A 22,982-nucleotide genomic window follows, 5' to 3' on the forward strand; every position below is an offset into this window, starting at 1 on the left:
ATGTTGAGGGATAAATTCTTAACCATCGTCACTGTGGTTTTACTGGCAGCGGGACTAGGATGCATTGGTTTTGTTGTACTTAGTGTTTTGAATATTGAAAAACATGTAAAAGAAGTGGGTCATGAAGAATGCATTGATAAGTCAATTAATGCGGTGGCCTTTGACGCTCACATGGCAGGCCTCATTGAAAATGGCGGATCATATACTGTTTTGACTGGCTTTTATGACTGCAACGAAATCAAACGCGAAGATTTAGTTTGGTTTCGTTTTTCACGAGTGATTGAGCCCGTCCCCAGAAAAGTCTACGGTTTACCTGGGGACACATTTGATGCCAACCAAGACTCTGCCGACTTGTCTAAGTGGTACATTCAAATCAACGGCGAACGTATCAAAAGTCTCTCCGGAGCGGATTATTTCATTCAATCACAGTCCGTCCCGCCCTTAAAAACCTATGCTCTGTCCCTCAAAGGGACTATTCCTGAAGACAAATTTATAATTCTTTCTAGTGAACCCCCTGGCCTCACCGACAGCAGCAATCTTGGACTCATTCGACGAGATGCCATTGCTGGAATCGTGAAACTACGTGAAAGCAAATAGATGAAGTGGATTTTATTTTTTGTCTTCAGCGGCATAGTTGTTTTTGTTACGACTTTGTATTTTAATCTGGGCGGACATAAAGATGTAATTTTGAGCGAGGTCAACACAGACGGATTTCACGTGATCTATAAACTTCACGATGGTCCTTATCATAAAATTATAAATACAATTGAGTCTGTTGAGGCATGGGCCGCAAAAAATAATATCCCGTGCCCGCAAACATTTGGCGAGTACCTAGATGATCCAAGATCCGCCGATGAGTCACGTCTGCGCAGCCATGGCGGTTGCATTTTAAGTTCGCCGGTATCCACCGTAGAACAGGGCTTGATCCAGCGCTTTATCTTGCCAGGTCACTACTTAAAAGCCAGCTTCGAAGGGGCGCCGTCAATTGGGCCATTTAAGGTGTATCCAAAAGCTGAAGACTGGGCACGTAGTCACCGAATTCAATTCACTGGCCCGGTGATCGAGGTTTATACCGTCAAAGGTCCTCATTCGATGGTTACGGAATACTACTTCCCCATGCCCAAGTGAGTGGATGTCTTAGCGAGAGAGGCCATGCCATCTACACGGCTGAAATCAATGGCTCGGCGTGGACTTTTATCAGCCCCTTTGGTCGGATAGCCTGCACGAAATCCCATAATGGGCTGTTCGATATTCATAGCTAATATTTCTTGAAAAAACTTTTTCGAAGAAGACAGGGCAGATCTCTCAGAACCTGTTAAATGGGATTTCTTCAAAAGTCCCAGCGCAACCAACGTCACACTCACTGGCTGAAAGGCGATACCCTGACGATTGAGCTCGGTCCATATATGTTGATAGGCAAATCCAAAATCAAAACAAGTAGAAAACTCGGTATTCGGCGCCTGCAAAAAGAACACGCCACCCGCATTTTTAAGGGGTGCTGCAAAACTCTGTTGCGATACCATGTATTGCCCTCCCACTTTAAACATAAACCTCATGGGCGGTACGCTTTTCATCATCTTAATCATAGACTGATCTGCAGCCTTCACGCCCAACTGATCGGCCGGTATGCCAAACGGAGATGACTCTGTGAAATCGATCTCATCAAGCAGCGAGTCTAGTAGATGAGAACTCTGCCACCGGACTCTCTCTAAACCAATGGACGATTTGATCAACTCGTCACGATGTGAAGTGGCATCAACAAATTTAATGCCGTTGTTTCTTTCGGAGGCCAAGGTGACTAGTTTTCGGCAGGTGAGTTCTGGAAGTGGATCATTTTTATAGGCTTCACGATTAGTACGGCGGAGGTAAACATCCTCTACTTTGTAGCTTGAGGTGACATTGTTTTGGGGCTCAAATGTCAATATCACCTTCCCATTCCAAAGTGCGGTACCAATCTCAAACTGGGTAGTGGTCCATGCGTATCCATCGTGGTTTGCCATGATTTCTAAATTGAAGGCAAGTCCACCCAGCGCCATCACCGAAGCTATCCCGTCCACATCCATGGGAGACACCCGCTCGCTTGAGTAGTCCTCCCCGATACTGAGAGAGAGTACCAATCTCTCTCCTTCAAAATCGCACTCCACCTTCCACGGCTGGGCATTTCCACCGGACGCGGCCCATTTCGCATGCTCTAACCAATGCTTCAATCTGTTCTCTAACTCGATGATTTGACCCATGTCCCCTCCAAAATCCCCAAAAGGTATCGCCAAAAGGTATCGGATTCCCTTTGGTAGCGCGTGTGCGTCACGCAAGTGACGCTACCAAAGGGAATCCGATACCTTTTGGCGATACCTTTTGCCTTTCAAGAATAAGAGGCATTGATTTTTATAGGCATATCTGTTGCCATTGAAAGCCACCCCGTGTGCGAAACTAGAAACAAAAGGAGGACTGATGGACAGCGAAACCTCATCCTTTGTCGGGGCACCCATTGACTCTCTTCATTCTCGCGCAAAATCATCCATCGATTATGATTTATTAGCGCAGGAGATGATTTCCTATTTGCGCGGCCCTATCACACAGCGAAGCCTCAGCGACCTGCTTGGCTACACATTTAACCAGGTGGGAAAATGGGAAAGTGGCGCCACAAAAATAAAGTGGAGTGATTTTGTCCAACTGTGCAGCACTCTAGAAGTTCCGCTACGACTCTCCACCGCCCAATTTTTTGGAAAGCCTCCGTCTCATATCCACCTGGAACGGCTGGCTGATACTCTTTTAGATAGCTATGGCTTGATTGATTTAAACAACACAACCATTCGAACAAAACTCAATAAATGGCGCCTAGGAAAAATACAGATTCATCTATCTGATGTGTTGGCCATTTTAGACACTTACCCCTCTTCGCTTTTTGCTTGGCTAATGGCTTTTGTGGACGGCGAGCAGCTTCGATCCATTCAAGGCCGATATCATCATTTTTTAAAGACCATGCAAGCCGTCTCCGATAATCCCACATATATTTACGTGAATACCGCACTGAAGGTGAAAGAGTACGTGGACCTTACTGATCACAGCGACGAAATTCTCGGCAAACACGCGCTCATGCCCGTGAAATCCTTGCGCCGCGCCCTTCAAGAATTGACCTCTTTGGGACTTGTCCTCTTTGACGGACGAAAATTTTTACCCTGCCCATTTGATTTTAGTTTTTCAAATTTACGCCACCAAAACTTGCGGCGCTTCAACAAGTACTCCACTCTTTTAGCTGGCCACGGCTATCCGCTCTCCCTGGGGCCGCTTCAAAGATATGAATCTTTAAATGCTTCAAGATCCTCCGTTCGAGTGAACGCCCTGTCAAAAGAAGCGGCAGACAAAATTAATGACCTAATTATGCACTTTCATAACAGAGCCACTGAAGTCATCCAAAATGACATCGGCCCTAAAAACAATGTACAAATAATTGTATTGCACAGCTTCGCATCAACACTCATCGACCCAGATTTGGCCGAGGGGGTGCTTGATAGCTACTCCAATGATAAACTGTTGCCGAAATAGAGTGTGGCCAAACGCTTTAGCCCCCTTGTTAAGACGGCCATAGGTAAGGCAACGTTTAATAAACTAATGTTTTCGCAACAGGTTTAACGCCGAACCCGCCTGAAACCACTTAATCTGTTCACCGTTAAAAGTGTGAGCCAAAGGCACTTCATCCACAGACCCATCGGCATGTTTCAGCAACGCTGTTAAATTTTTACCCGGACTAAATTCTTTAAGTCCCTTGATATCAATTCGATCTGTCTGTTGAACTTTATCGTAATCAGATGGGTTCACAAAAGTGAAAGCCAACATCCCTTGCTTTTTTAAATTTGTTTCGTGAATTCGGGCAAAACTCTTAGCAATAACAGCCACGCCACCAAGAAACCGGGGCGTCATGGCCGCGTGTTCGCGACTTGAGCCCTCACCGTAGTTCTCGTCGCCAATAATCACCCAAGGTTGATTCTTTGACTTGTAATCACGAGCTATGGCCTGAAATTCTAGGCCAGTCTCACCAGTGAGAATATTCCTACCCTTACCGATTTCGTCAGTGAAAAAATTAGTCGCACCCAATAACAAATTGTTTGAAATGTTATCGAGATGACCGCGGTATTTCAACCACCGCCCTGCCGGACTGATATGGTCGGTCGTACACTTACCGCGAGCTTTACAAAGAACCAATGCCTCTTCACAATCTTTGCCATTCCACGCCGAGAAGGGATCGAGCAATTGCAGGCGATCTGACGTGGGTGCCACCTGCACTTCTACGCCAGACCCTCTCGGTGCCTGATAGGCTTCCGGATCAGACACAAAACCCTTTTCGGGTAACTCCGGTGCTTCTGGTGCCGAAAGCTTTATGGACTGTCCATTTTTACCCTTTAACTCATCCGTTTGTGGGTCAAAATCAAGTTTTCCGGACAACCCCAGGGCCATCACAATTTCAGGGCTTGCAATAAACGACAAGGTCTCCGGATTTGCATCATTGCGGCCTCGAAAATTACGATTAAAGCTACTCACAATTGAGTTCGGCTCGCCTTTTTTAACATCGTCTCGCTGCCATTGACCAATACATGGTCCGCAGGCATTGGCCAATACAGTCGCCCCCACTTCGTTGAGCGTTTGCATTTGGCTGTCTCGTTCAATAGTTTTCTTGATTTGCGAAGACCCCGGTGAAACCAAAAAAGGATGCGCCATAGAAATGCCCGCATCAAGTGCCTGCTTTGCTACATGAGTGGCGCGGCCAATATCTTCGTAGGAAGAGTTTGTGCACGAGCCAATCAACGCCGCAGATAAATTTGTTGGCCAGCTGTTATCGGCAGCAGCCTTTTTCATTGCACTCAGTGGGCGAGCGGCATCAGGAGAGTGAGGGCCAACTATGTGGGGCTCCAGCGTGGACAGATCTATTTCAATCACTTCATCATAGTACTTTGACGGATTGGCCAACACTTCGGCATCAGCTGTGACCAGGTCTTGATTCTCGCGGGCAAGCTCGGCTAAATCACCACGGCTTGTGACTTTCAAGTAGTCTGCCATTCTTGAATCAAACGGAAAAATGGAGCAAGTGGCACCCAACTCAGCACCCATATTGGTTATTGTGCCTTTGCCCGTGCAGCTGATCGACTCACATCCTTCACCGAAATATTCTACTATTTTGTTAGTTCCACCTTTTACGGTCATTATTCCTAACAATTTAAGAATAACATCCTTAGCCGATGTCCAGCCCGACATCTTGCCTTTTAAATGCACTCCCACCACTTTTGGATTCTTCACTTCCCAAGGAAGGCCCGCCATCACATCAGAAGCATCGGCGCCCCCCACTCCCACAGCCACCATGCCTAAACCACCTGCGTTGGGAGTATGAGAGTCTGTCCCGATCATTAAGCCACCCGGAAAAGCGTAATTTTCTAAAACCACTTGATGAATAATACCAGCACCAGGCCTCCAAAACCCAATGTGATAGCGACTAGAAACCGATGAAAGAAAATCAAAGACTTCTTTGTTTTCTTGCATGGCCACTTTCATATCGTCTGTCATTCCCTCGTGAGCGCGAATCAAATGATCACAATGAACCGTCGCCGGCACAGCCGATTCTTCTCGACCAGACAACATAAATTGTAACAAGGCCATTTGGGCAGTGGCATCTTGCATAGCCACTCGATCTGGTCTTAACAGTAAAAAGCTTTCGCCACGGGTGAGGTCTTGCCCCTTTGGGTCGTCCAGATGTCCATAGAGTACTTTTTCCGCCAGTGTCAGCGGCCGACCCAATCGTTCGCGAACGATCTTCAATCGATCCCGCGAGGTTGAGTAGACGTTTTTAACCATTGCCGCTGTGGTTTCGATGGTTGCCATGAAACATGCTCCTTTTTCATGTGAACGTTGCCGCTCAAACTATAATCCAAAGAAATACATAAAGACACCAGCTACCCACTGATGAATGCATTGCATAAATAAGTATTAATGAGACTGCGAGTTACACGTAAGATTTCGACCTGATTTTATCTACGATGATCTTCTCAGGCATGGTCGGATCCTTGGGGTTCACTGAAAAAATCGACTGCTGTTCGCAACGAACCTTTTCTTTAACCAGCCAACGTAGAATGTCAGCCAACTTTTTGTTTCGCTTGTCCTGAAAAAACGGATCATTTTTAAGAGCATCTTTGGCCTTCTTCAATGACCGAGCTTCAGAGGCATCCCGTTCCCCCACTTCATAATAGTCGAGGTCATATTTTTTGACGTCCTCCGGCAACACTCCTAAAAACTTCACGTCGGGCGCCGAAAACTCCGCATTTCTAATCAGACTGGCCGCTGAACCCGCCTTCAAGGTTCGATAAATATTTTGCAGCGTGTACGCATCCAGATCTCCGTAAAAATACATGGGAACACCCAGTTGGGTTTGAATGGTGTGACACCAGCCGCGCACGGCATTTGAGGGAACACCTTGAGCACCAATAATGATGCAATTATTTCGCTTCGTAAAACCGTTTGAAACCAATGTATTTGTTGTGCCCTCTGATTCTACAATCAAACAAAAATCAATTTTTCCCTTTCTTGGCTTAAGCTTGAAAACCTGGGGCTTATTTTTAGGTTGAAAAGGTGTGGTTCCCAAAGTACTTAAATCGACCACCGCAGTTGTGCCATCGGGCAGAGTTTCAGTCACCACCAAGTTTTTTGAGTAAGTTTGGCCACCGCGATCGTTTGCAAAACAATTTAGTTCTTCGCGATAAACCTCAAGCATGTCACAAATAAACGAAATTACAGAGTCACTTTCCTCTTGCGTGTCGAAATCAAGGGGCTTTATGTCTTTATTCCCCTTCACCATACCTTTGGCCATATAGTAAAGCTCACGCTTGGTATTCACGCCACCGGATTGAACATTACCCAGTAAAAGCTCTAGCATAAATACAGTTCGCGCTAATTTCTGAACACTGGAAACATTTAACTCGGTCCCCACCTTTTTATCACCAGGTGTGAGATATCCCACCTTTGGATCATACAAGGCGTTGTCGAGGCTGGCTTTCACGGCCTCAATTCGCGGTCTTTTTGCCTGCTCCAAATCTCGAAGCATGCCATCGCATAGGTTCTTTGCAATTTTAGGAATATCTTTAGACGATTCTCGTAAGCGATTCACTCGCGCCATGGCTTCGATCCTTATTTTTTATTTCGAACTGTCTTTTTCTTTGAAGTGGTTTTGCCCTTGGCCGCCGGCCCCTTCTTCTTTGCTACAGTCTTTGTGGTCGTTTTAGATAGTTTTTTGCTAGCTGCTTTTTTTGAAACGGCTTTTTTACTGGTCGTTTTTTTAGTGGTTCGCGGTTGCGACTCTGACTCTTCATCCAATTCGAAATCTCTTGAGTCATCATCAGAATTATCGTCAGAATCTGAATCTTCCAAGCCCGATCCCAATCGCCGCCGTTGCTTGGCCTTTAATACAGCCAAACGACTTTCTGCCTCTTCAAGTTCAGCCTCGGCCACTTGCGTGTCTCGACCCAATAGTTTCTCAAGTCCTTCTATGGCTTTTTGCTTTCGCTTCTCTGGCGCACCCACAATGCTTGCCAACCCCTCAACAAGAATGGGGCCGAACTTTTCAATGTGTTGCATTTTTCTCTCAAGGTCGGCCGCTTTGTGCTCGCGCTTGATATGGCGTGAGAGTTTTTGGCCAGCACGCATCAGCGCCAGTCGAATTTCTTCCACAAGTTCATCACTGGCATCGATGGTTTCTTTTGACGCATTTTTAAATTTAATAAAGGGCGAAGTCATACTCACAGCAAAAACATACGGCCCTTGCGGCAAACTACCTTTGGGTTGTGATAAACCATAAGAGCGCCAATTTACCGATTCTACCGCCTTTGTGATGGCACATGCCCCTTTATCAAATTGTAAGGGCACCCGGTTGGCAAACCGCAGCAGCTGCACAGGTTCATCGTTGGCAGAAGCCGGACGATCCAGAAACCTGGCAATGGCCACTTCAACAACCACCGGTTTAAAATCACAAATTCGCGGCTTTCTTGTCACCACGCTAAAAAAATCAATTTCTCCGAGGCGCTGAATGCTTTTTGATAACCCCTCTTCACCCACCGTCAATACGGATCGAGTGCTCGGGTTAGCCAGATTTGTATCTTGAATAGCTTGAAATACTTTTTTGAATTCGGCCTCTGAGGTTTTCGTCAACGTCTTGCTCAAAAAACCCTTTGGCAACCCATGTTGGGTGAATTCTTTGATCGTGGCCTCAGTCACCCGCGAAAAACCTTTTTTCAAGAATTTCTCTAAGGTCATATTTCCATACAAATGGGCATGGGTCATAAATTCTCCAAGCTTCATTGTATGGGGGTGTGGCAACGTGGGCGCTGGAACTTTCGGCACATCTTCTGTCACCCGACTCACCACCACGGGCTCGTTGTCGAGAAGTTCATATTTTAGTGTGAGGTGCGGATTAACTAGCGTGGTTCCCTCTAAATAAGTCAACAAACCACCATCGCCCTTAAGCTGAACTCGGCCGTCGATTCTAAACTCCACGCGGGTACCGTGATTGATATCCCAATCCACCAGATTTTTATCTTTAAGTAAGCCTTTGTTGCCTTTGATATCAACGTCGACAATGGTGCTTAAAGCCTTCCGCATTTTTTTTGTTTTAGACAACACTTTCACACCTGAAGCGTTGGTCAGCTGGGCCCATGTGGTGGCCGCTGAAATCCCTATTCCTTGTTGCCCACGGGAACACTGTCCTCGACCAAATTTTGACGAAGCGAGATATTGCCCGAACACCTGTGGTATGTCCGATTGATCAATTCCAGGCCCGTTGTCCTGAACCACCACTTCCACCAAGTCGGTGCTTCTTGATGAGCCCTTACCGACCTTTTTCACAGAAACCAAAATTTCAGGAGCAATCCCAGCCTCTTCACAGGCATCCAAAGAATTATCCACAGCCTCTTTCAATGTGGTTAAAACAGCCTTGATCGGGGATGAAAACCCCACTTGTTGTAGGTTTTTTGCGAAATACTCTGCCGTACTACTTTTGGTAATGGTTGCCACAGCGTCTGCTATCCTTGATGAAAACCAAAGCTGGCCCGACGATTAAAATACCTCAATGGTATCGGTATGTTAACCGCACACCTAAACTTCAATAGTTGTTTGAAAAATCAAAGTGTAGCAGAATAAATTAAGAATTTCCAAGCCCTAGGTCGGCAAGTTGTATCTCGGCCGGCGTCAAATGGGCCTTTTGGGTATTGCAAGACTTGCAGCTGACAACCACATTGCCCTTGGTGCTTCGGCCTCCGCGCCCCACAGGCACAAGGTGATCCATGGTCAGGTCTTCCGGCGCAAACCGTTGCCCACAGTGGTGGCAAATTCCATCGGCCAACTTTTGCTTCCACCATTGAGAGCGTTTTAGCTCGCGAGCTTTGGCCCGCTGCCGACCCTTGTGTTGAGGATCTGCGGGAATGTAGTATTCAGACGTCATGCGACCTCAATAACACGCAACGTTAAGAAATTCCACCTGATAATGCGCGATATAAGCTGGAAATGGACGATTTCCCATGTTAGTTCCCCGCCATGACAATCATCGAAATGGAAGACCGTTTAAGACAAGCCTTTCCCGGCAGTGATGTGGTGGTTATTGATACCACGGGGGATCAGTACCATATGGAGGTACGGATTGCCGCCCCGCAATTTGAATGCCTTTCGCGGATAAAGCAGCACCAAGCGGTGATGGCCGTATTTGACGACGAGCTTAAAAGTGGCGCCTTGCACGCCCTGAGCGTAAAAACTTTAAATAAATAGAAGCTGGCAGGAGATATAAATGGATGCAGATTTAAAAAAACGCATTGATGACATGGTAAAAAGTGAAAAGGTGTTTTTGTTTATGAAGGGCACGCCCAGCTTCCCTCAGTGTGGTTTCTCGGCCCGGGCTGTGGCGATTTTACGCGAACTTGAAACGAATTTTGGATCTTTCAATGTCCTAGAGGATGAATCCATTCGCCACGGAATTAAAGAGTACGGCAACTGGCCAACTATCCCCCAACTCTATGTAAATGGAGAACTGCTGGGCGGAAGCGATATCATGCTCGAAATGTTTGAAACTGGCGAGCTGAAAGACAGTCTCAATAGTTGATCACGCCTTCTTTGCACAAAGTTGCTGGTTGATGACATCACCGAGTTGCTGTTAGATATTGTTCATGCAAAAAAACATCGCCCTTTGGGACCGCCTGGCACGACTCACCTTTGGAACTCTTCTTTTAGCCTATGCGATTGCTGGTGGCCCCGCATGGGCCTACCTTGGCATATACTTTCAAGCCACCGCAGCTTGGGGTGTAAGCCCCTTTTATTGGCTGATTCGAAACCGCCGCAAAAAGGCCATGTAGGACAATAGCTCGGTGAAATCAGTCATTCGCAATTCGGTCATCTTATTCTCAATTGTTTTATTTTCGGTTCTAGTTGCATTAGCTTACACAATTTTTAGTTCACGCATAGAACCGAAAGTAACCACCACTAGCCAAAAAGTGCACGTGGCCTTGGGTTTTCACATCAACTTGTACCACTCTTTTCGGGGCGATACGGCTGATGAGGATGGCTTTGGTAAAGACCTTCGAATCATCCGCCACACCTTGGATGTACTCGATCAACTCAACAACGAGGGCATACCCGTGCGAGCCACGTGGGATATGGACAACCAGTTTTCCCTAGAAGAAATTCTTCCCCAACATGCCCCTGATATCATTGATCGCATCAAGGCCCGTGTCGAGGCTGGTAAAGATGAAGTGATCGTGATGTCTTATAACAACGGACTGGCGGCCGCAATGACGGCCGATGAGCTCGAGTCCTCTATTAAGATGGCCCTCAGTAACGACAAAAAAAGTGGCCTCAAAGATGTATTTAAGACGGTCCGACCTATTGTGAGACCGCAAGAAATGATGACCTCCACGGGCCAGTTTTCTGCCTACAAAAAGCTAGGGATGCAGGCCATTTCTCTTTACTACAGCGCGATCACATTTGACAGCTTTAGGCTTTTTACGAGACCTCTCACCTTGCAGGAAGCTCACAATCCCCTGCGCCTGACTGAGGGCTCAAACAAAAATGCCCTCACACTAATTCCCACATATAATGTGGGAGACCTCATCGAAAATGTAAGCCTGGCTCACTGGACCAAAAAATTACACCAACAACAAATTGCAGGGGCACTTGGTACAGATGCTCTTGTCTTTGTAAACTTTGATGCTGACGATGAGTATTGGTACGGTTACAAGCTGCCGTTTTATTTAAAATGGCTACCTAACACCGGAGGCCTGGAGCAACTCGTTCGCTCAGTGGCCAAGCGGCCCTATGTTCAATTCACCACGCCTTATGAATATCTTAAAAGCCACTCCGCTCAATCAAGCCTTGAGATCCATCAAGATCTGGCAGATGGAAGTTTTAACGGCTTTAACTCATGGGCTGAAAAATCTTACACAACAAATATTTGGACAGATATTCTTCGAAGTCGCAAAATAGCAGCTACAGCTAAAAATTCAGCTTCTGGCCCTCCCTCGCCACCACTTCAGTCTCTCCTTGATGAAAGTGAGAAATTTCGCACCCGTTTACTTTCAACCACTCATTTTGGCATGTCCACGCCGTTTTTAGCCAAACCCCGAGAAATTGTTGTCATGGATTTACTCGAAAAACTAGCAGAGAATGATAAATTGATTCTGCAATTTCTTTATCCTTCACGAAAAAAGAAAATGGGTAAAGTTCAACAACAAGCTCTTCCTCCCCCTGGCATCACTTACTTAGATACAGTCTACCTTGATACAAAACAAAATGGCCGTTTTTTGAGCCTCCCTCTGGCTGAGGGCAACGAGCAATACGAAAGCTACGTTTTAAAAACGCCAAAAGGCCGCCAATACGAGGTCGCAGCCCTCCCGGAGCCAGATAAAAAAATAAAACTCCTGATCAAAAACGATCTGCCCCCCGGAGCATACTTTCTTTATGGAAACCGCCGAGAGAGCACCGTTCCAAAAGGGGTGGTCGCGTCGGCTGGACTACTCAAAAATAAATATGTCACCGTAAACTTTGATGAAAGCGGTCAATTGCCCCAGGTGGACTACAGAAATAAATCCGTTTTGAGTTCCGGAAGCCTTCTTCCCAAAATGCGCTACAATGATCAATGGGTGCGAGCCCAGAATGTTGAGGTTTTAGGCTTGAAGGATGGCAGCCATAGCGTAGCCTCAATCAATATTAAAGGCCAAATCACTCTGGGTGAGAACTCCCTCGAAAAATCAATGGGTCAGTTCGATTATATTTTGAGTGTTTATGAAAATGAGCCGCACTTATTTGTTTCAGGGTCTATTACCTGGCCAACTACCCATAAACACGATTTGATAAAACCTCACTCACCCACTCTGGCTCGTTGGGTGGACCTGAAATGGCAAGAGGTCCTGCCCTTACCTTTGCTTTGGTCTGCCAAGACTGACATCTCAAAACCATTTTCTGTTTTTAAAAACAACTACATGAATCATCAGGGCGAATATCAACTGGATTATCACCAACATCATCCCGACAATCTAAACTTGGCCAATGTAAATAACCACATCACAAATGGGTATGCGGGAGTGGGCCTCTCGAATCAAAATATCTATGTCGCCCACGCCGAAGATGTGTCGGCAAATTTTGCATTTATGCCTCTTCAACAACGCTCCTCAAGCGATGCGCCACCTCTATCCATCACCCTGGGTCCATTTGGTACCCTGTATGGTCCCCAATACAAACAGCCCACTTGGGAAAAAGGGTACGGCTATGAAGCCGCGTTTGTCACCGGCCAACAGTACGCTTCTTCGGCCCCCACGTTCAATGGCTATCATCAGAAGTTTTCAATCATGTTGGCGTTTTCAGATGAAAATGAAAATGTGTCTAAAAAACTAGCCGCGTTGAAATCATTCAGCCACCCTGGAATGTTGTGGTCACAGACTCAGCCTCCTGTGGTTTCTGCTTCGTTTACCCCACAATCACTGCCGCCAAGTGATAAGGACATTCCGCCGATCAAATTGAATTCAAACAAAAAAGGCCCTAGCATTCCCATGTCTCTGCAGATTAAGATTCTTAGAGAAAACCTTCAGTTAATGTTCCAGTAGAAAGATGTGTGATCTTGAGCCCGTCCCCGCACCACAAACTTTTTGAAATTGCAAAAGCGGGTCTGGAAGCCAACATTGTAAAAGTGGGCAACGGTAGTTTTCTCAGTGCTGGCAGCAATCATTTTCGAGGGTTTTGGACGCGAGATTTTTGTCTGTCAGTTCCTGCCCTCCTCAAGCTCGGGCACAAAAATGTGGCCGCCCATCACCTAAACTGGCTCCTCGATCACACTCGCGAAAAAGACGGCTTAGTGCCCCGAGTGATTGATAGCCTGGATACGCGCTTTCGAGTTCCTGCCGCATTACTTCGGCAAAAACTGCAGCTCTCTTGGCCCAAGTTCTCGGTTTCAGACAACTTGGCCCCCGAATATTTAGGAGAGCACAACACAGTGGCCATTGACTCAAACCTTTTTGTGTTGATGTCTTTGCTACAATTAAAAGAGTATGATTCGAATTTGGATTTATTTAAAATCCGCGCGAAAACGCTAAAAAAAATTCTTCACTTCTATGCCCCCTATTTTTCAGACGGCCTTATTTACCAAAGTCGATTTGCTGATTGGCAGGACAGTGTGGATCGCTCTGGTCGAAGTTTCATAGTGAACCTTCTTTATTATGTTGTAGTGTCTCGCGTAAGTCCTCTACTTGATTTTGAATTTGATGCCGAGGGATTTCGAGCTCGCCTCTATCGCAAATTTTTTGACACCCACTCAGGCCTTTTTCGCACGCATGAGCAGCTTCCCCACATAGGTTTAGACGGCAACTTATGGGCCATTGAGTGGGGGCTGGTGGAAAGCGAAGAAAAAACCACGCTCTATGAAAGACTAAAGAGCCACTCATTGTGGCAAACGCATGGCCAGCCGGGATATGTGACCGATCGCGATTACCCAGGTCATTGGCATAGTTGGACGGTGCAATCCGTCGGACTGAACCACTACCACGATCGCCTTTATTGGTCGTGGCTGATGGCTCTATCGGCAAAGGTGGCGCATCTTTGTGACGACTTCATCGAATCAAAACGGCTGTTGAACCGGTTACAGTCGCTGGCTGAGCGCGATGGCGCTATTGGAGAAATCTACCAACCCAACAAAGATTTGACGCCGTTTTCTTCGTGGGCTTATCAATCAGAGTCTCCATTCAGTTGGGGATCGGCCAAGATCGTCGAGGCTGTTTTGGACATGGCCCATCTTGGTGGGGCAACAACCTGAATGGGCGGGACCATAATGTCATCCCGCCCTGATTAAGGCCGCCCTAATAATATTACGCTAGGAAGATAAAATACATCGAAGCGACCCAGCAACTGACTAGCAATATAACCAATGCGATGGTTACCGGCTTTGAAAAGGGTCTTTGTGTATTTGATGGTTTCATAAAATCTCCTAAATGGCTTTTGGAATGGGTGTATAGGGGCCATCATCTTTATAGTTTATTTTAATTTTCTTAATGTCACAGGTATTTCCTGTCCGCCCAGCCAGCTCGCACAGTGTGCTTTTGATTTGTTGCTCCACTCGGTAGTTTTCATCACTATCGCACGGGATATTAGACACTGCAAATTTCGCCACGCGAAGCACCACACCAATTGTGCCAAAGGTGACGGCGGCCTGTACACCTACGCCTCCTGTGCAGGCCAGGCTTAAGACGGCGGCCGTTTCAAAAGTAATAGATATGGCTTCTAGACCGCCTCCCAGAGCTTCGTAATTTTCACAACGAATCTTCACCGGTATGAGATAAAGACTGCCGGGCACAAATTCATAATAGGCCAGGTCTTCGCTGAAACGAGCTGCATCTCTCGACGACAGCCCCATGTTGCTGACATCCTCCAGACAAACACTGGCTCCGTTGCTCAATTCAATCTCTTGAGCTTGAGCGGGCAGAATTAAAAAAATCGCCACGAAAAAAGTAAAAATTTTGGTCACTGTTTTCATAAAATACTCCATTTGCGTTAACATCGCTTAAATAGTTCACCGTTCGCAGTGGGTGTATAAGCAAACAAAGGACCAGGAGGCCTAAGGCTCAAACCCTCATGATTTCGTTCTGAGACCCTGGCCGTCCGAAACCTCGGAAATCCTGTCTTGAAGTGGAGAAAATTGATTTGCGGAAAATGGCTATCAATCAATAAGGCAACAGAGATTCGACTCCGCCAACTCAAAAAATAAACTTCTCCCTAAAACCAAAAAATTTCGATACGTAACGGCACTTTATCGAAATAAGCGCCATCGAATTGGATCTCAGATCTCCACTCTTAAAGTCTAGCCTATTGAAAACCCAGCTTCTTTTGTGATGCTAGGCTCTTCATAATAGAAAGAGGTGCCTAGTCTTTTCCAAAAGGAGATTCGTTTTCATGCGAATTATATTTTGTTCTATTATTTTGGCCATGTCTTTGTTTACGAGTCTTGGTGTATGCGATTCTCTTCGGCCAAGGGAAAGCCTTCCTGCATCGGCCCGCGATGAGGACATTCAGAATATTCTAAATGAAATCAGTGGCGAACTTCCTTCCTCTGCGCAAAAGCTGATTAAACGCGGCACCCTTGGCATTAGTGTGGCAGAACTAATTCCTGGCTCTAAAGAGCGAAGATGGGCCTCAATCAATGGAAAATCCTCGTTATGCGCAGCCAGTACACTTAAAATAGTTTGCGCTCTCGCAGCGTTTGAAGCTGAAGCCAGGGGGCTTGTTGAAATTTCTGACAGCAAACCCACTTCGACGAACCCTTCCCATCTGACCGACAAAGTTTATATCAACTCAGAAGACATTAAGAGCAGCATTCTTTACCACAAACCAGGCCATGCGACGGCTGGAAATCGCGATGCAGGTAAGGTCTGCAAAGCCGTAAATGATGCTTTCATTCTCCGTCAAGGCGGCAAACCAAATTCTAGTTCATATTCTCAATGCTTTGTGAACAGCCTGCTCAAAGAATGGGGATTTCACGACGATGGGCCCGAAGGCATGTGGCTGGGTTTACAATACGGGTCAAAAACCAGATGTAATGTTCCCCCCCCCAAACAACGGATATGGCTTACCCACACTAACCACACAACGAGCCACAAGTCAGGGCCTAAACTCTCTGTGGACGGCTATTGAGCTGGAAGAAATACCGAGCATTGACCCCATGGCCATGAAGCGATTTAAAAAAATAATCGGCACCGGCCCCGTACCAAAAGGTTACCTGGGAAAATATCTATGCAAATCGCGAGATGTTTGCGCTGTTAAATACGGCAAAACTGGAACTTACAATTGGAAAAGTAGCAACCTACGTTGCCGCAACGATGCCAGAGTCTTGGAGTTTCCCAACTATGCAGGGGCAAAAATTGTAATGTCGGTTCTTTGCAATGACCGCCATTCGGCCAATACGTGTACTGCGTCGGATCTTGCTTTGATTTCAGCTAAAATCAAAGAAAAAATGGAAGCTCGGTGGGTGAAAATGGGATTAAAGGGCGTAAGCTCACGCCCCATTATGCCCGTAAAGGCCATTCAGAGAAGAGCAGTACAATAAACTAAGTTCTTGCCCTGGCAAGCGGAAGCGCTGCCAACTAACCACAGCCACCATGCGGGCAAAACACACCTCGATGCGCAGCAAAATTGAGGGTAGCTGCCCCCAACAGAGCGGTGGACATATTCCCTGGTGACTACTAGTATTGACGTTTATATGTTTAAACTGCGAACGCTAATATTGATCATGTTGATACTTCCTGGATACGCTCGCGGGGACGAATGCCTCGGTTGGTTCTTGCGAGCTGGTCTGGCAAAGGAAACTTCGGATTGTGAACTAAAATGCAGTGTCACCCCTGTGGATATGGGCACATTCTCCTGCCCACAACAATGTGAAGATTTATGTCAAAAGGATACTTTCGATCTGGTTTTAAAATATACACCCCGCCTTACCGAAGGCGATAGAGTCGTCATAAAGAAATATCCCTTGGATGCTTTAACTGTGTATCGGCTAAAATCAGAAGTTGACTCTCTCACAGATAAAGTTTTTGGAAAAGCGTCTACCGGAGATGAAAGTGATGCTTTTAGACATTTTGTATGGAGCGCACGCCTCTCTATTGAACTGGGTAAAGAAAAGGCCAAACTGTTTTTAGACGCTCACGAACAAGACTCCACCCAGAGCAGCTTAGATAAAAAAATGGATATTGAAAATAACTCCCAGGGCATGAAATTCATAGACGCGCAGGTCGGGGTAAAACCGGAAATTGACGCCATAGAAAAAGAAGCTCTTCAACGGCTGCGAAGCAAATCGCTGATCGTGAATGAACCTAAACTCAAAAATATACCTGGTGGATACTATTCTAAATAGGTTGGTCACATCAATAAGCGCTGTTGTCCTTTTCTTTGCACTTCTATCTGTGTTTGAGGCATCGTATTGGCCATTTGAAATCGTCGCCAACTTTAAAGAAATCATATTTTGGATGACCGGGGCACTCTTCTTATTGGCCCTATTTTCTAAAAAAAAACCACTCGCTATTGCTTTATCGGGTGCTTCGCTCGTATTTTGCGGGGTATCAATCATACCCTTTTATTGGAACTCACAAGTAGGCACGTCAAATCCAAAAGTAATTAATGAATCGCCGTACCGTCTTGTATTTGCAAATATTAACTCGCAGAATTTAAATAAACAAATGTTGGTTGAGTATGTGTCTGACCTCAAGCCAGATATTTTAATGCTTGCTGAGGCCAGTCCCGAATGGGAGTCCGAAATCAAAATTCTTGAACAGGATTTGCCCCACTTGAAAGGCATTTTTTTGGACTCTAATTTTGGATTGGCTGTTTTAAGCCGAATACCCATACAATCAGATAGGGTTTTTTTGGATCGAGCAAATACGATCCCTGCTCTTCTGATAAGCTTTAAATCAGCATCAGGTCCACTCAACGTGGCTGTGCTACACGCATTTCCACCGTTGGGTTGGTATGGAACGATCAGTAAAAACCAATACATTCGTGGGCTCGCTCAACAGCTGGGCGAATTAGATGGTCCATTGATCGCCTGCGGCGATTTCAATACTAGCCCATGGCTCAAGACCATGCTTGAATTTTCTCAGATATCGCGGCTGCGACTACCAGGAACCCCAATCGGCACTTGGCCGGCATTTCCTTTTATTCCCAAGCTGCCCATTGATAGCTGCTGGACAAGGCACGTTGAAGTTATCAACTATGCGAGAGGTCGTGACATTGGCTCCGACCATTATCCGTTGGTACTGGAATTTGTGTTGAAACACGATTGAAATTCGAAGAGTGGTTCAAGATTTCGTGCACCTTTATTCCGGGTTTTGGCCGGCACCGACCAAATATTGCACAAAAAAACAGACTTTCCTCGGGTCTATTGAAGATGACGTAAGTCACTAATTTTTTTCATGAAATACTCAAGTTCCTAGCCTTTGTTCCGATATAGAACAACGGAGGGAGTATGGCCAAAATTCTTTTGGTGGACGACGATCACGATATTCTAAGAATCGGCGACAAGCTTTTGAGTATGGCAGGTCACGAAGTGCTTGTGGCCAGTGATGCCATTCAGGCCATGGAGCACCTTAACACCTCTCACTTTGATGCTATTATTTCAGATGCCCGCATGCCCCGGTTTAGTGGGTTTCAACTAATTCAAACTCTAAAAAACGATGACCGCTATGACCATATGGCTGTGGCCATGTTGACCAGCCTGAGAGAACGTCGAGATATTGAAAAAGCGATTCGATCAGGTGTTGACGACTACATCGTAAAACCTATCGACCCAGCGCTGTTTTTAAAAAAGGTCGAAGAGCTTTTTAAAAAGAAACCTCCTAAAGAGATCATGGAATGGCAATTGCCCGCATCAAACCGCTTTGTCCGCGCTAACGCCGTTGTGGACGTGGATTTGAAAGTGATTTCAGAACTCGGTGTTGTGGCGCTCATCTCGTCGCCATTGAAACCTGGCACCCTTTTTAAAATTAACTCTGAGGTGTTTGGTAAAATCGGAATTGAGCCTCCGTTTCTTAGAGTGTTATCAGTGAGTGAGGTTGAAGACGGACTTTGGGAAATTAAGACCGGCTATTTCAAATTGCATTTCTCAGATCGACAAAAAATTAAGTCATGGCTTTTTAATCAGCCCGGCATGAGCCTGACAAATGTGAGTTAAAGGAAACAATGTATGCGTATCTTGCTCGCTGAAGATGACATGAACATTTCAACCATTGCCAAACTGGCTCTTGAACATATCGGCGGACACACGGTGGATCTAGCCACTGATGGCGAGGCCGCTTTAGAAAAGGCCCTTCACGGCACCTATGACTTGATCTTGCTTGATGAAATGATGCCAAAGAAAAATGGAATTGCCGTCTGCCAGGAATACTTGGCACAAAAACAAAGTCCAACTCCAGTGATCTTTATGAGCGCCAATACTCAAGAAAGTTCAGTGACAGCTTTTCATCAATTGGGGGTGGGTCACATTCCTAAGCCTTTTGATCCCGCCACGTTGAATCAACAAATTGCCGAACTCTTGAGAAAAGGGTCAAGGAAAGCTGCATGATCAACTCCCTGCGCGTTAGAGTCATACTGTTAATGACGGTTGGCCTGACCGCCACGGCGGGATTTGCTTATCTCACAGTCAATGCCTTTTTGAATTTTGAAAGAGCGTCTAATGAAACTCATTTGAGCTTCGCCGTTCAAGACCGTGCCGAGAACATGCTGGATCCGGCCTCACGAACCCAAGCTTTAAAGGAACTCTCAGAGCGCCAAAGCACGAATGACCCTCCCCATCGCAAAGAAGGATTACCAGAAATTATCAAATCCGCAGAGGGCAAGCGCATAACCAATTTAAAAGCACAAGTTCATGCACTCATCAAAAATGAAAAAGCCTACCGACAGTACATCTCTCCCCTTCAGCAATACTCAAAAAAGAGGATGCTGTATTTTGGGACTTTCACATTGTTTTCTGCGTTGATCTCTTTGGGCCTGGTCTTGTGGTTTTTGCTACGTGGGATTTTTCGACCCCTTCGAGATCTATCAGAAAAAATGGTGGATTTTCAAAATGACAAATACACCTATCAATTCTCAGTTCCCCCCCCCAATGAAGTGGGTGACCTTCAAAAAACATTTAATGCTCTTGCTCAAAGAGTGCTTACCAACATGGATGAACTGAAGTCTCTGGATAAGGCAAAATCTGAATTCTTAAGTATTGCGAGCCACGAGTTGAGAACACCGCTCACGTCAATTAAAGGTTCGCTCAGCCTCCTAAAGAGTGGCGTAGTCGGCAGTTTCCCAGACCCCGCACTTAATCTTTTGAACATTGCCGAAACAGAAACCGATCGACTAGTGCGTCTGATCAATGAGCTTTTGGATTTGGCAAAGATCGAAGCCGGCAAGTTTCCGCTCAATAAAGGCTGGGGCCGTCTAAGGCCCATCGTTGATAAAACCATTGAAGCTCTTAACGGATTTTCTCAAAAAGCCAATGTGACCATTGTGGCTCCTGATATCCCTAGCGTAAAAATTCATGCTGACGGCGACCGCATCCAGCAAGTGCTTACAAACTTGCTGTCAAATGCTATCAAATACAGCCCTGAAGGAGGCCAGATCACATTGACTGTTGAAGCTGAAGAAGGGCATCCTCTTCGGATTTCAGTGACTGACCAAGGGAAGGGCATTGCCCCAGAGGACCAAGAACTTATATTTGAGCAATTTCGACAGGCCACCGGACCATCAAACCCACTGGTTAAAGGCACAGGCCTAGGTCTAGCCATAGCAAAAGCACTGGTTGATGAGCACTGTGGGACCATCGGGGTATATTCGGTGGTCAACGAGGGCGCCACATTTTACTTTGATCTTCCTGACTGGGAGTGGGCGCAAGAGGCCGCCGTAGAAAAGACAACTGACGAGTCCGTGGCTGCGTGAATTTTAGCCTTAGATTCTATGGCCACTCCTGAGTTGTCTACGCAATGCCACCAACAATTTAACTCGGCGACCCATGTTTACTGCACGTAATCTGTCTCCCTACTTTAACTCTGCGAAAGGAATGTTCGCACATTCGATTGATTGCTATATTATGATATTGAAGGTTTATTTAGGCGGCCCTAAGTAAGGCAACAATTGTGGCCCCTGCTGTTTTGCCAACAAAAAGAGAACACTATGAATTTAGATGCTATGCTTGCCCAGCTCCAAAAAGACTATGTGACTGAGCTCCCCGATAAAATCTCACAAATGGAATCACATTACACCACCGGTGACTTTGAAGCCCTAAGAGATGACTTCCATAAAATTAAAGGCACCGGTAAAACCTACGGCCTTCCGGAGGTGAGCCTTTTGGGAGAAGCCACAGAGAATCTTTGCATTCACAAACCTCAAGCTCTGCCCGAAGCCATCCCCCTGGCTATTGCCATACTCAAAGACATTCACCAAAAGCGCAGCCAAGGCCACGAGATGCCCATCGCCACCGACCCACGCTACCAAAAGCTGACCCGCTTGTAAAAAGGGATACCCATCTTCGGTGAGGTGGTTTATTTATTTTATAAGCGGAGGCCTTATGAATCTTGATGAACTAAAGCAAATATTCTCTCCAGAAGATATAACCACCGAGCCCTCGGCACTTGAAACCTACGGCCGTGATTGGACCAAACATTTTACCCCCGCCCCTTCTGCCATTGTATTCCCCCGCAAGACGCCGCAAGTGCAAGAGCTCGTAAAATGGGCCAGAAAAAACAAAGTGGCTCTTGTGCCCTCCGGGGGACGCACTGGCCTTAGTGCCGCTGCCTTTGCGACAAATCATGAAGTGGTGGTTTCTTTTGAGAAAATGAACCGCGTTTTAGATTTTAACGCTATTGATGAAACGGTCACTTGTCAGCCAGGCGTAGTCACGGAAGCACTTCAAAATTATGTAAAAGCCCAGGGTTATTATTTTCCTGTGGATTTTGCAGCTCGAGGTTCGAGTCAGATTGGTGGAAATGTGGCCACCAATGCTGGTGGCATTAAGGTGATTCGCTATGGTCTGATGCGAAATTGGGTAGCTGGATTAACTGTGGTGACTGGCTCTGGCGATACATTGTCCCTTAATCGGGGGCTTGTGAAGAATGCTACGGGATATGATTTTCGCCAACTGTTTATCGGCAGCGAAGGCACGCTTGGATTTATTACCGAGGTGACTCTTAAAGTTACTCGGATGCCCAAAGACCTTACTGTTTTTGTTTTTGGTGTTCCTGAACTTGAGGCGGTAATGAACATCTATGAGGCCTTCAAAAAGAATTTTCCAATTATGGCCTACGAAATGTTTACTGACCTCGCCCTTCAATATGTCACAAACCAACAAGGCATAGAGCGACCGTTTGAGACCAAGACACCCTATTATGTTCTTTTGGAATTAGAAAAAGACTCAGAAGAGACCTTTGAAAAGGCCATGGAAATTTTCGAATCCTGCTCTGAAGCCGGCTGGATTGAAGATGCAGCTGTCAGCCAGGACTCTCAACAGGCGCAAAATCTTTGGCGGCTACGTGAAGACATCACTGAAGCCACGAGCTACAAACAGCCTTACAAAAACGACGTATCCGTTTTGATCTCAAAGGTTCCACAATTTCTTACGGAAATGACCAATATCATTGAACAACAACATCCCGACTTCGAAGTAGTCTGGTTTGGCCATATCGGCGACGGCAATCTTCATATTAACATCTTAAAACCCGACAATCTCTCGAGCGAAGAGTTCGTAAAACGCTGTAAATCAGTGGACGAAATCATGTTCACTATGATTGAAAATCTCGGTGGTAGCATCTCTGCCGAGCATGGCGTGGGCCTGACTAAAAAGCCCTTTTTGCAGCACACAAAAAGTGCTCAAGAGATTGAATACATGAGACAGGTCAAACGCGTGTTTGACCCTGACGGGATTATGAATCCCGGCAAAGTTTTTTAATCGCAAC

The 22,982-nt window shown here is 46.1% G+C and carries 23 protein-coding genes; 17 read left to right on the forward strand and 6 right to left on the reverse strand.

From position 1 onward, the window contains the following. Together H6626_08135 and H6626_08140 are read left to right on the forward strand one after the other, a co-directional pair. A complete protein-coding gene (locus H6626_08135; protein USN46192.1) occupies window positions 1–597 on the forward strand; it encodes a hypothetical protein in 597 nt (198 codons plus the stop codon). Next, window positions 598–1,128: a GyrI-like domain-containing protein gene (locus tag H6626_08140; GenBank protein USN46193.1), complete on the forward strand. Its 531-nt coding sequence runs from the start codon at window positions 598–600 to the stop codon at window positions 1,126–1,128. It abuts the gene before it with no gap. On the opposite strand, the gene H6626_08145 is transcribed toward H6626_08140, so the two are convergent. Beyond that, window positions 1,107–2,237: a hypothetical protein gene (locus tag H6626_08145; GenBank protein USN46194.1), complete on the reverse strand. Its 1,131-nt coding sequence runs from the start codon at window positions 2,235–2,237 to the stop codon at window positions 1,107–1,109. The two genes, H6626_08140 and H6626_08145, sit on opposite strands and share 22 nt — an antisense overlap. Before the next feature lie 214 nt (window positions 2,238–2,451). Between H6626_08145 and H6626_08150 the strand changes: the two genes are divergently transcribed. Continuing rightward, window positions 2,452–3,546: a helix-turn-helix transcriptional regulator gene (locus H6626_08150; GenBank protein USN46195.1), complete on the forward strand. Its 1,095-nt coding sequence runs from the start codon at window positions 2,452–2,454 to the stop codon at window positions 3,544–3,546. Between the two features lie 63 nt (window positions 3,547–3,609). On the opposite strand, the gene H6626_08155 is transcribed toward H6626_08150, so the two are convergent. The 4 genes from H6626_08155 to H6626_08170 form a co-directional block, all read right to left on the reverse strand. Further along, window positions 3,610–5,871, reverse strand: a complete 2,262-nt coding sequence (locus H6626_08155) for an aconitate hydratase (protein USN46196.1) — start codon at window positions 5,869–5,871, stop codon at window positions 3,610–3,612. Window positions 5,872–5,992: 121 nt separating this feature from the next. Beyond that, entirely contained in the window at window positions 5,993–7,159 is a 1,167-nt protein-coding gene (locus H6626_08160) for a DNA topoisomerase VI (GenBank protein USN46197.1), read from the reverse strand. 11 nt (window positions 7,160–7,170) lie between these two features. Then, a complete protein-coding gene (locus H6626_08165) occupies window positions 7,171–9,048 on the reverse strand; it encodes a DNA topoisomerase VI subunit B (protein ID USN46198.1) in 1,878 nt (625 codons plus the stop codon). A 127-nt stretch (window positions 9,049–9,175) separates the two neighbouring features. Then, window positions 9,176–9,475 (reverse strand): HNH endonuclease, encoded by a 300-nt coding sequence (locus H6626_08170; protein ID USN46199.1) that lies wholly within the window; start codon window positions 9,473–9,475, stop codon window positions 9,176–9,178. A gap of 92 nt (window positions 9,476–9,567) precedes the next feature. Here H6626_08170 and H6626_08175 point away from each other — a divergent pair, with 92 nt between their 5' ends. The 5 genes from H6626_08175 to H6626_08195 all read left to right on the forward strand — a co-directional run bounded on the left by H6626_08175 (window position 9,568) and on the right by H6626_08195 (window position 14,320). Further along, window positions 9,568–9,795 (forward strand): BolA/IbaG family iron-sulfur metabolism protein, encoded by a 228-nt coding sequence (locus H6626_08175; GenBank protein USN46200.1) that lies wholly within the window; start codon window positions 9,568–9,570, stop codon window positions 9,793–9,795. A gap of 19 nt (window positions 9,796–9,814) precedes the next feature. Further along, complete coding sequence (gene grxD, locus H6626_08180) at window positions 9,815–10,126, forward strand: Grx4 family monothiol glutaredoxin (GenBank protein USN46201.1); 312 nt, start codon at window positions 9,815–9,817, stop codon at window positions 10,124–10,126. Between the two features lie 64 nt (window positions 10,127–10,190). Continuing rightward, window positions 10,191–10,376 carry a DUF2892 domain-containing protein gene (locus tag H6626_08185; GenBank protein ID USN46202.1) on the forward strand — a complete coding sequence of 62 codons (186 nt, stop codon included), beginning with the start codon at window positions 10,191–10,193 and terminating at the stop codon, window positions 10,374–10,376. A 12-nt stretch (window positions 10,377–10,388) separates the two neighbouring features. After that, on the forward strand, window positions 10,389–13,118 hold the full coding sequence (locus H6626_08190; protein ID USN46203.1) for a hypothetical protein: 2,730 nt from the start codon (window positions 10,389–10,391) through the stop codon (window positions 13,116–13,118). 14 nt (window positions 13,119–13,132) lie between these two features. Then, window positions 13,133–14,320, forward strand: a complete 1,188-nt coding sequence (locus tag H6626_08195; GenBank protein ID USN46204.1) for a hypothetical protein — start codon at window positions 13,133–13,135, stop codon at window positions 14,318–14,320. Window positions 14,321–14,491: 171 nt separating this feature from the next. Here H6626_08195 and H6626_08200 read toward each other — a convergent pair whose 3' ends face one another. Further along, window positions 14,492–15,037 carry a hypothetical protein gene (locus H6626_08200; GenBank protein ID USN46205.1) on the reverse strand — a complete coding sequence of 182 codons (546 nt, stop codon included), beginning with the start codon at window positions 15,035–15,037 and terminating at the stop codon, window positions 14,492–14,494. A gap of 416 nt (window positions 15,038–15,453) precedes the next feature. Between H6626_08200 and H6626_08205 the strand changes: the two genes are divergently transcribed. The 9 genes from H6626_08205 to H6626_08245 all read left to right on the forward strand — a co-directional run bounded on the left by H6626_08205 (window position 15,454) and on the right by H6626_08245 (window position 22,975). Further along, a complete protein-coding gene (locus tag H6626_08205) occupies window positions 15,454–16,191 on the forward strand; it encodes a hypothetical protein (GenBank protein USN46206.1) in 738 nt (245 codons plus the stop codon). Window positions 16,192–16,225: 34 nt separating this feature from the next. After that, complete coding sequence (locus H6626_08210) at window positions 16,226–16,603, forward strand: hypothetical protein (protein ID USN46207.1); 378 nt, start codon at window positions 16,226–16,228, stop codon at window positions 16,601–16,603. Between the two features lie 129 nt (window positions 16,604–16,732). Next, window positions 16,733–17,407 carry a hypothetical protein gene (locus H6626_08215; GenBank protein USN46208.1) on the forward strand — a complete coding sequence of 225 codons (675 nt, stop codon included), beginning with the start codon at window positions 16,733–16,735 and terminating at the stop codon, window positions 17,405–17,407. A gap of 49 nt (window positions 17,408–17,456) precedes the next feature. Further along, window positions 17,457–18,332 carry an endonuclease/exonuclease/phosphatase family protein gene (locus H6626_08220; protein USN46209.1) on the forward strand — a complete coding sequence of 292 codons (876 nt, stop codon included), beginning with the start codon at window positions 17,457–17,459 and terminating at the stop codon, window positions 18,330–18,332. A gap of 182 nt (window positions 18,333–18,514) precedes the next feature. Further along, complete coding sequence (locus H6626_08225) at window positions 18,515–19,219, forward strand: response regulator (GenBank protein USN46210.1); 705 nt, start codon at window positions 18,515–18,517, stop codon at window positions 19,217–19,219. A gap of 12 nt (window positions 19,220–19,231) precedes the next feature. After that, complete coding sequence (locus H6626_08230; GenBank protein USN46211.1) at window positions 19,232–19,609, forward strand: response regulator; 378 nt, start codon at window positions 19,232–19,234, stop codon at window positions 19,607–19,609. Further along, complete coding sequence (locus tag H6626_08235) at window positions 19,606–20,970, forward strand: HAMP domain-containing histidine kinase (protein ID USN46212.1); 1,365 nt, start codon at window positions 19,606–19,608, stop codon at window positions 20,968–20,970. The genes H6626_08230 and H6626_08235 overlap by 4 nt, the downstream gene beginning before the upstream one ends. A 234-nt stretch (window positions 20,971–21,204) precedes the next feature. Next, window positions 21,205–21,543, forward strand: a complete 339-nt coding sequence (locus H6626_08240) for an Hpt domain-containing protein (protein USN46213.1) — start codon at window positions 21,205–21,207, stop codon at window positions 21,541–21,543. Window positions 21,544–21,598: 55 nt separating this feature from the next. Then, complete coding sequence (locus H6626_08245; GenBank protein ID USN46214.1) at window positions 21,599–22,975, forward strand: FAD-binding oxidoreductase; 1,377 nt, start codon at window positions 21,599–21,601, stop codon at window positions 22,973–22,975. Window positions 22,976–22,982: the final 7 nt, after the last annotated feature.

It is taken from the genome of Pseudobdellovibrionaceae bacterium (assembly GCA_023898385.1).
Lineage (GTDB): Bacteria > Bdellovibrionota > Bdellovibrionia > Bdellovibrionales > UBA1609.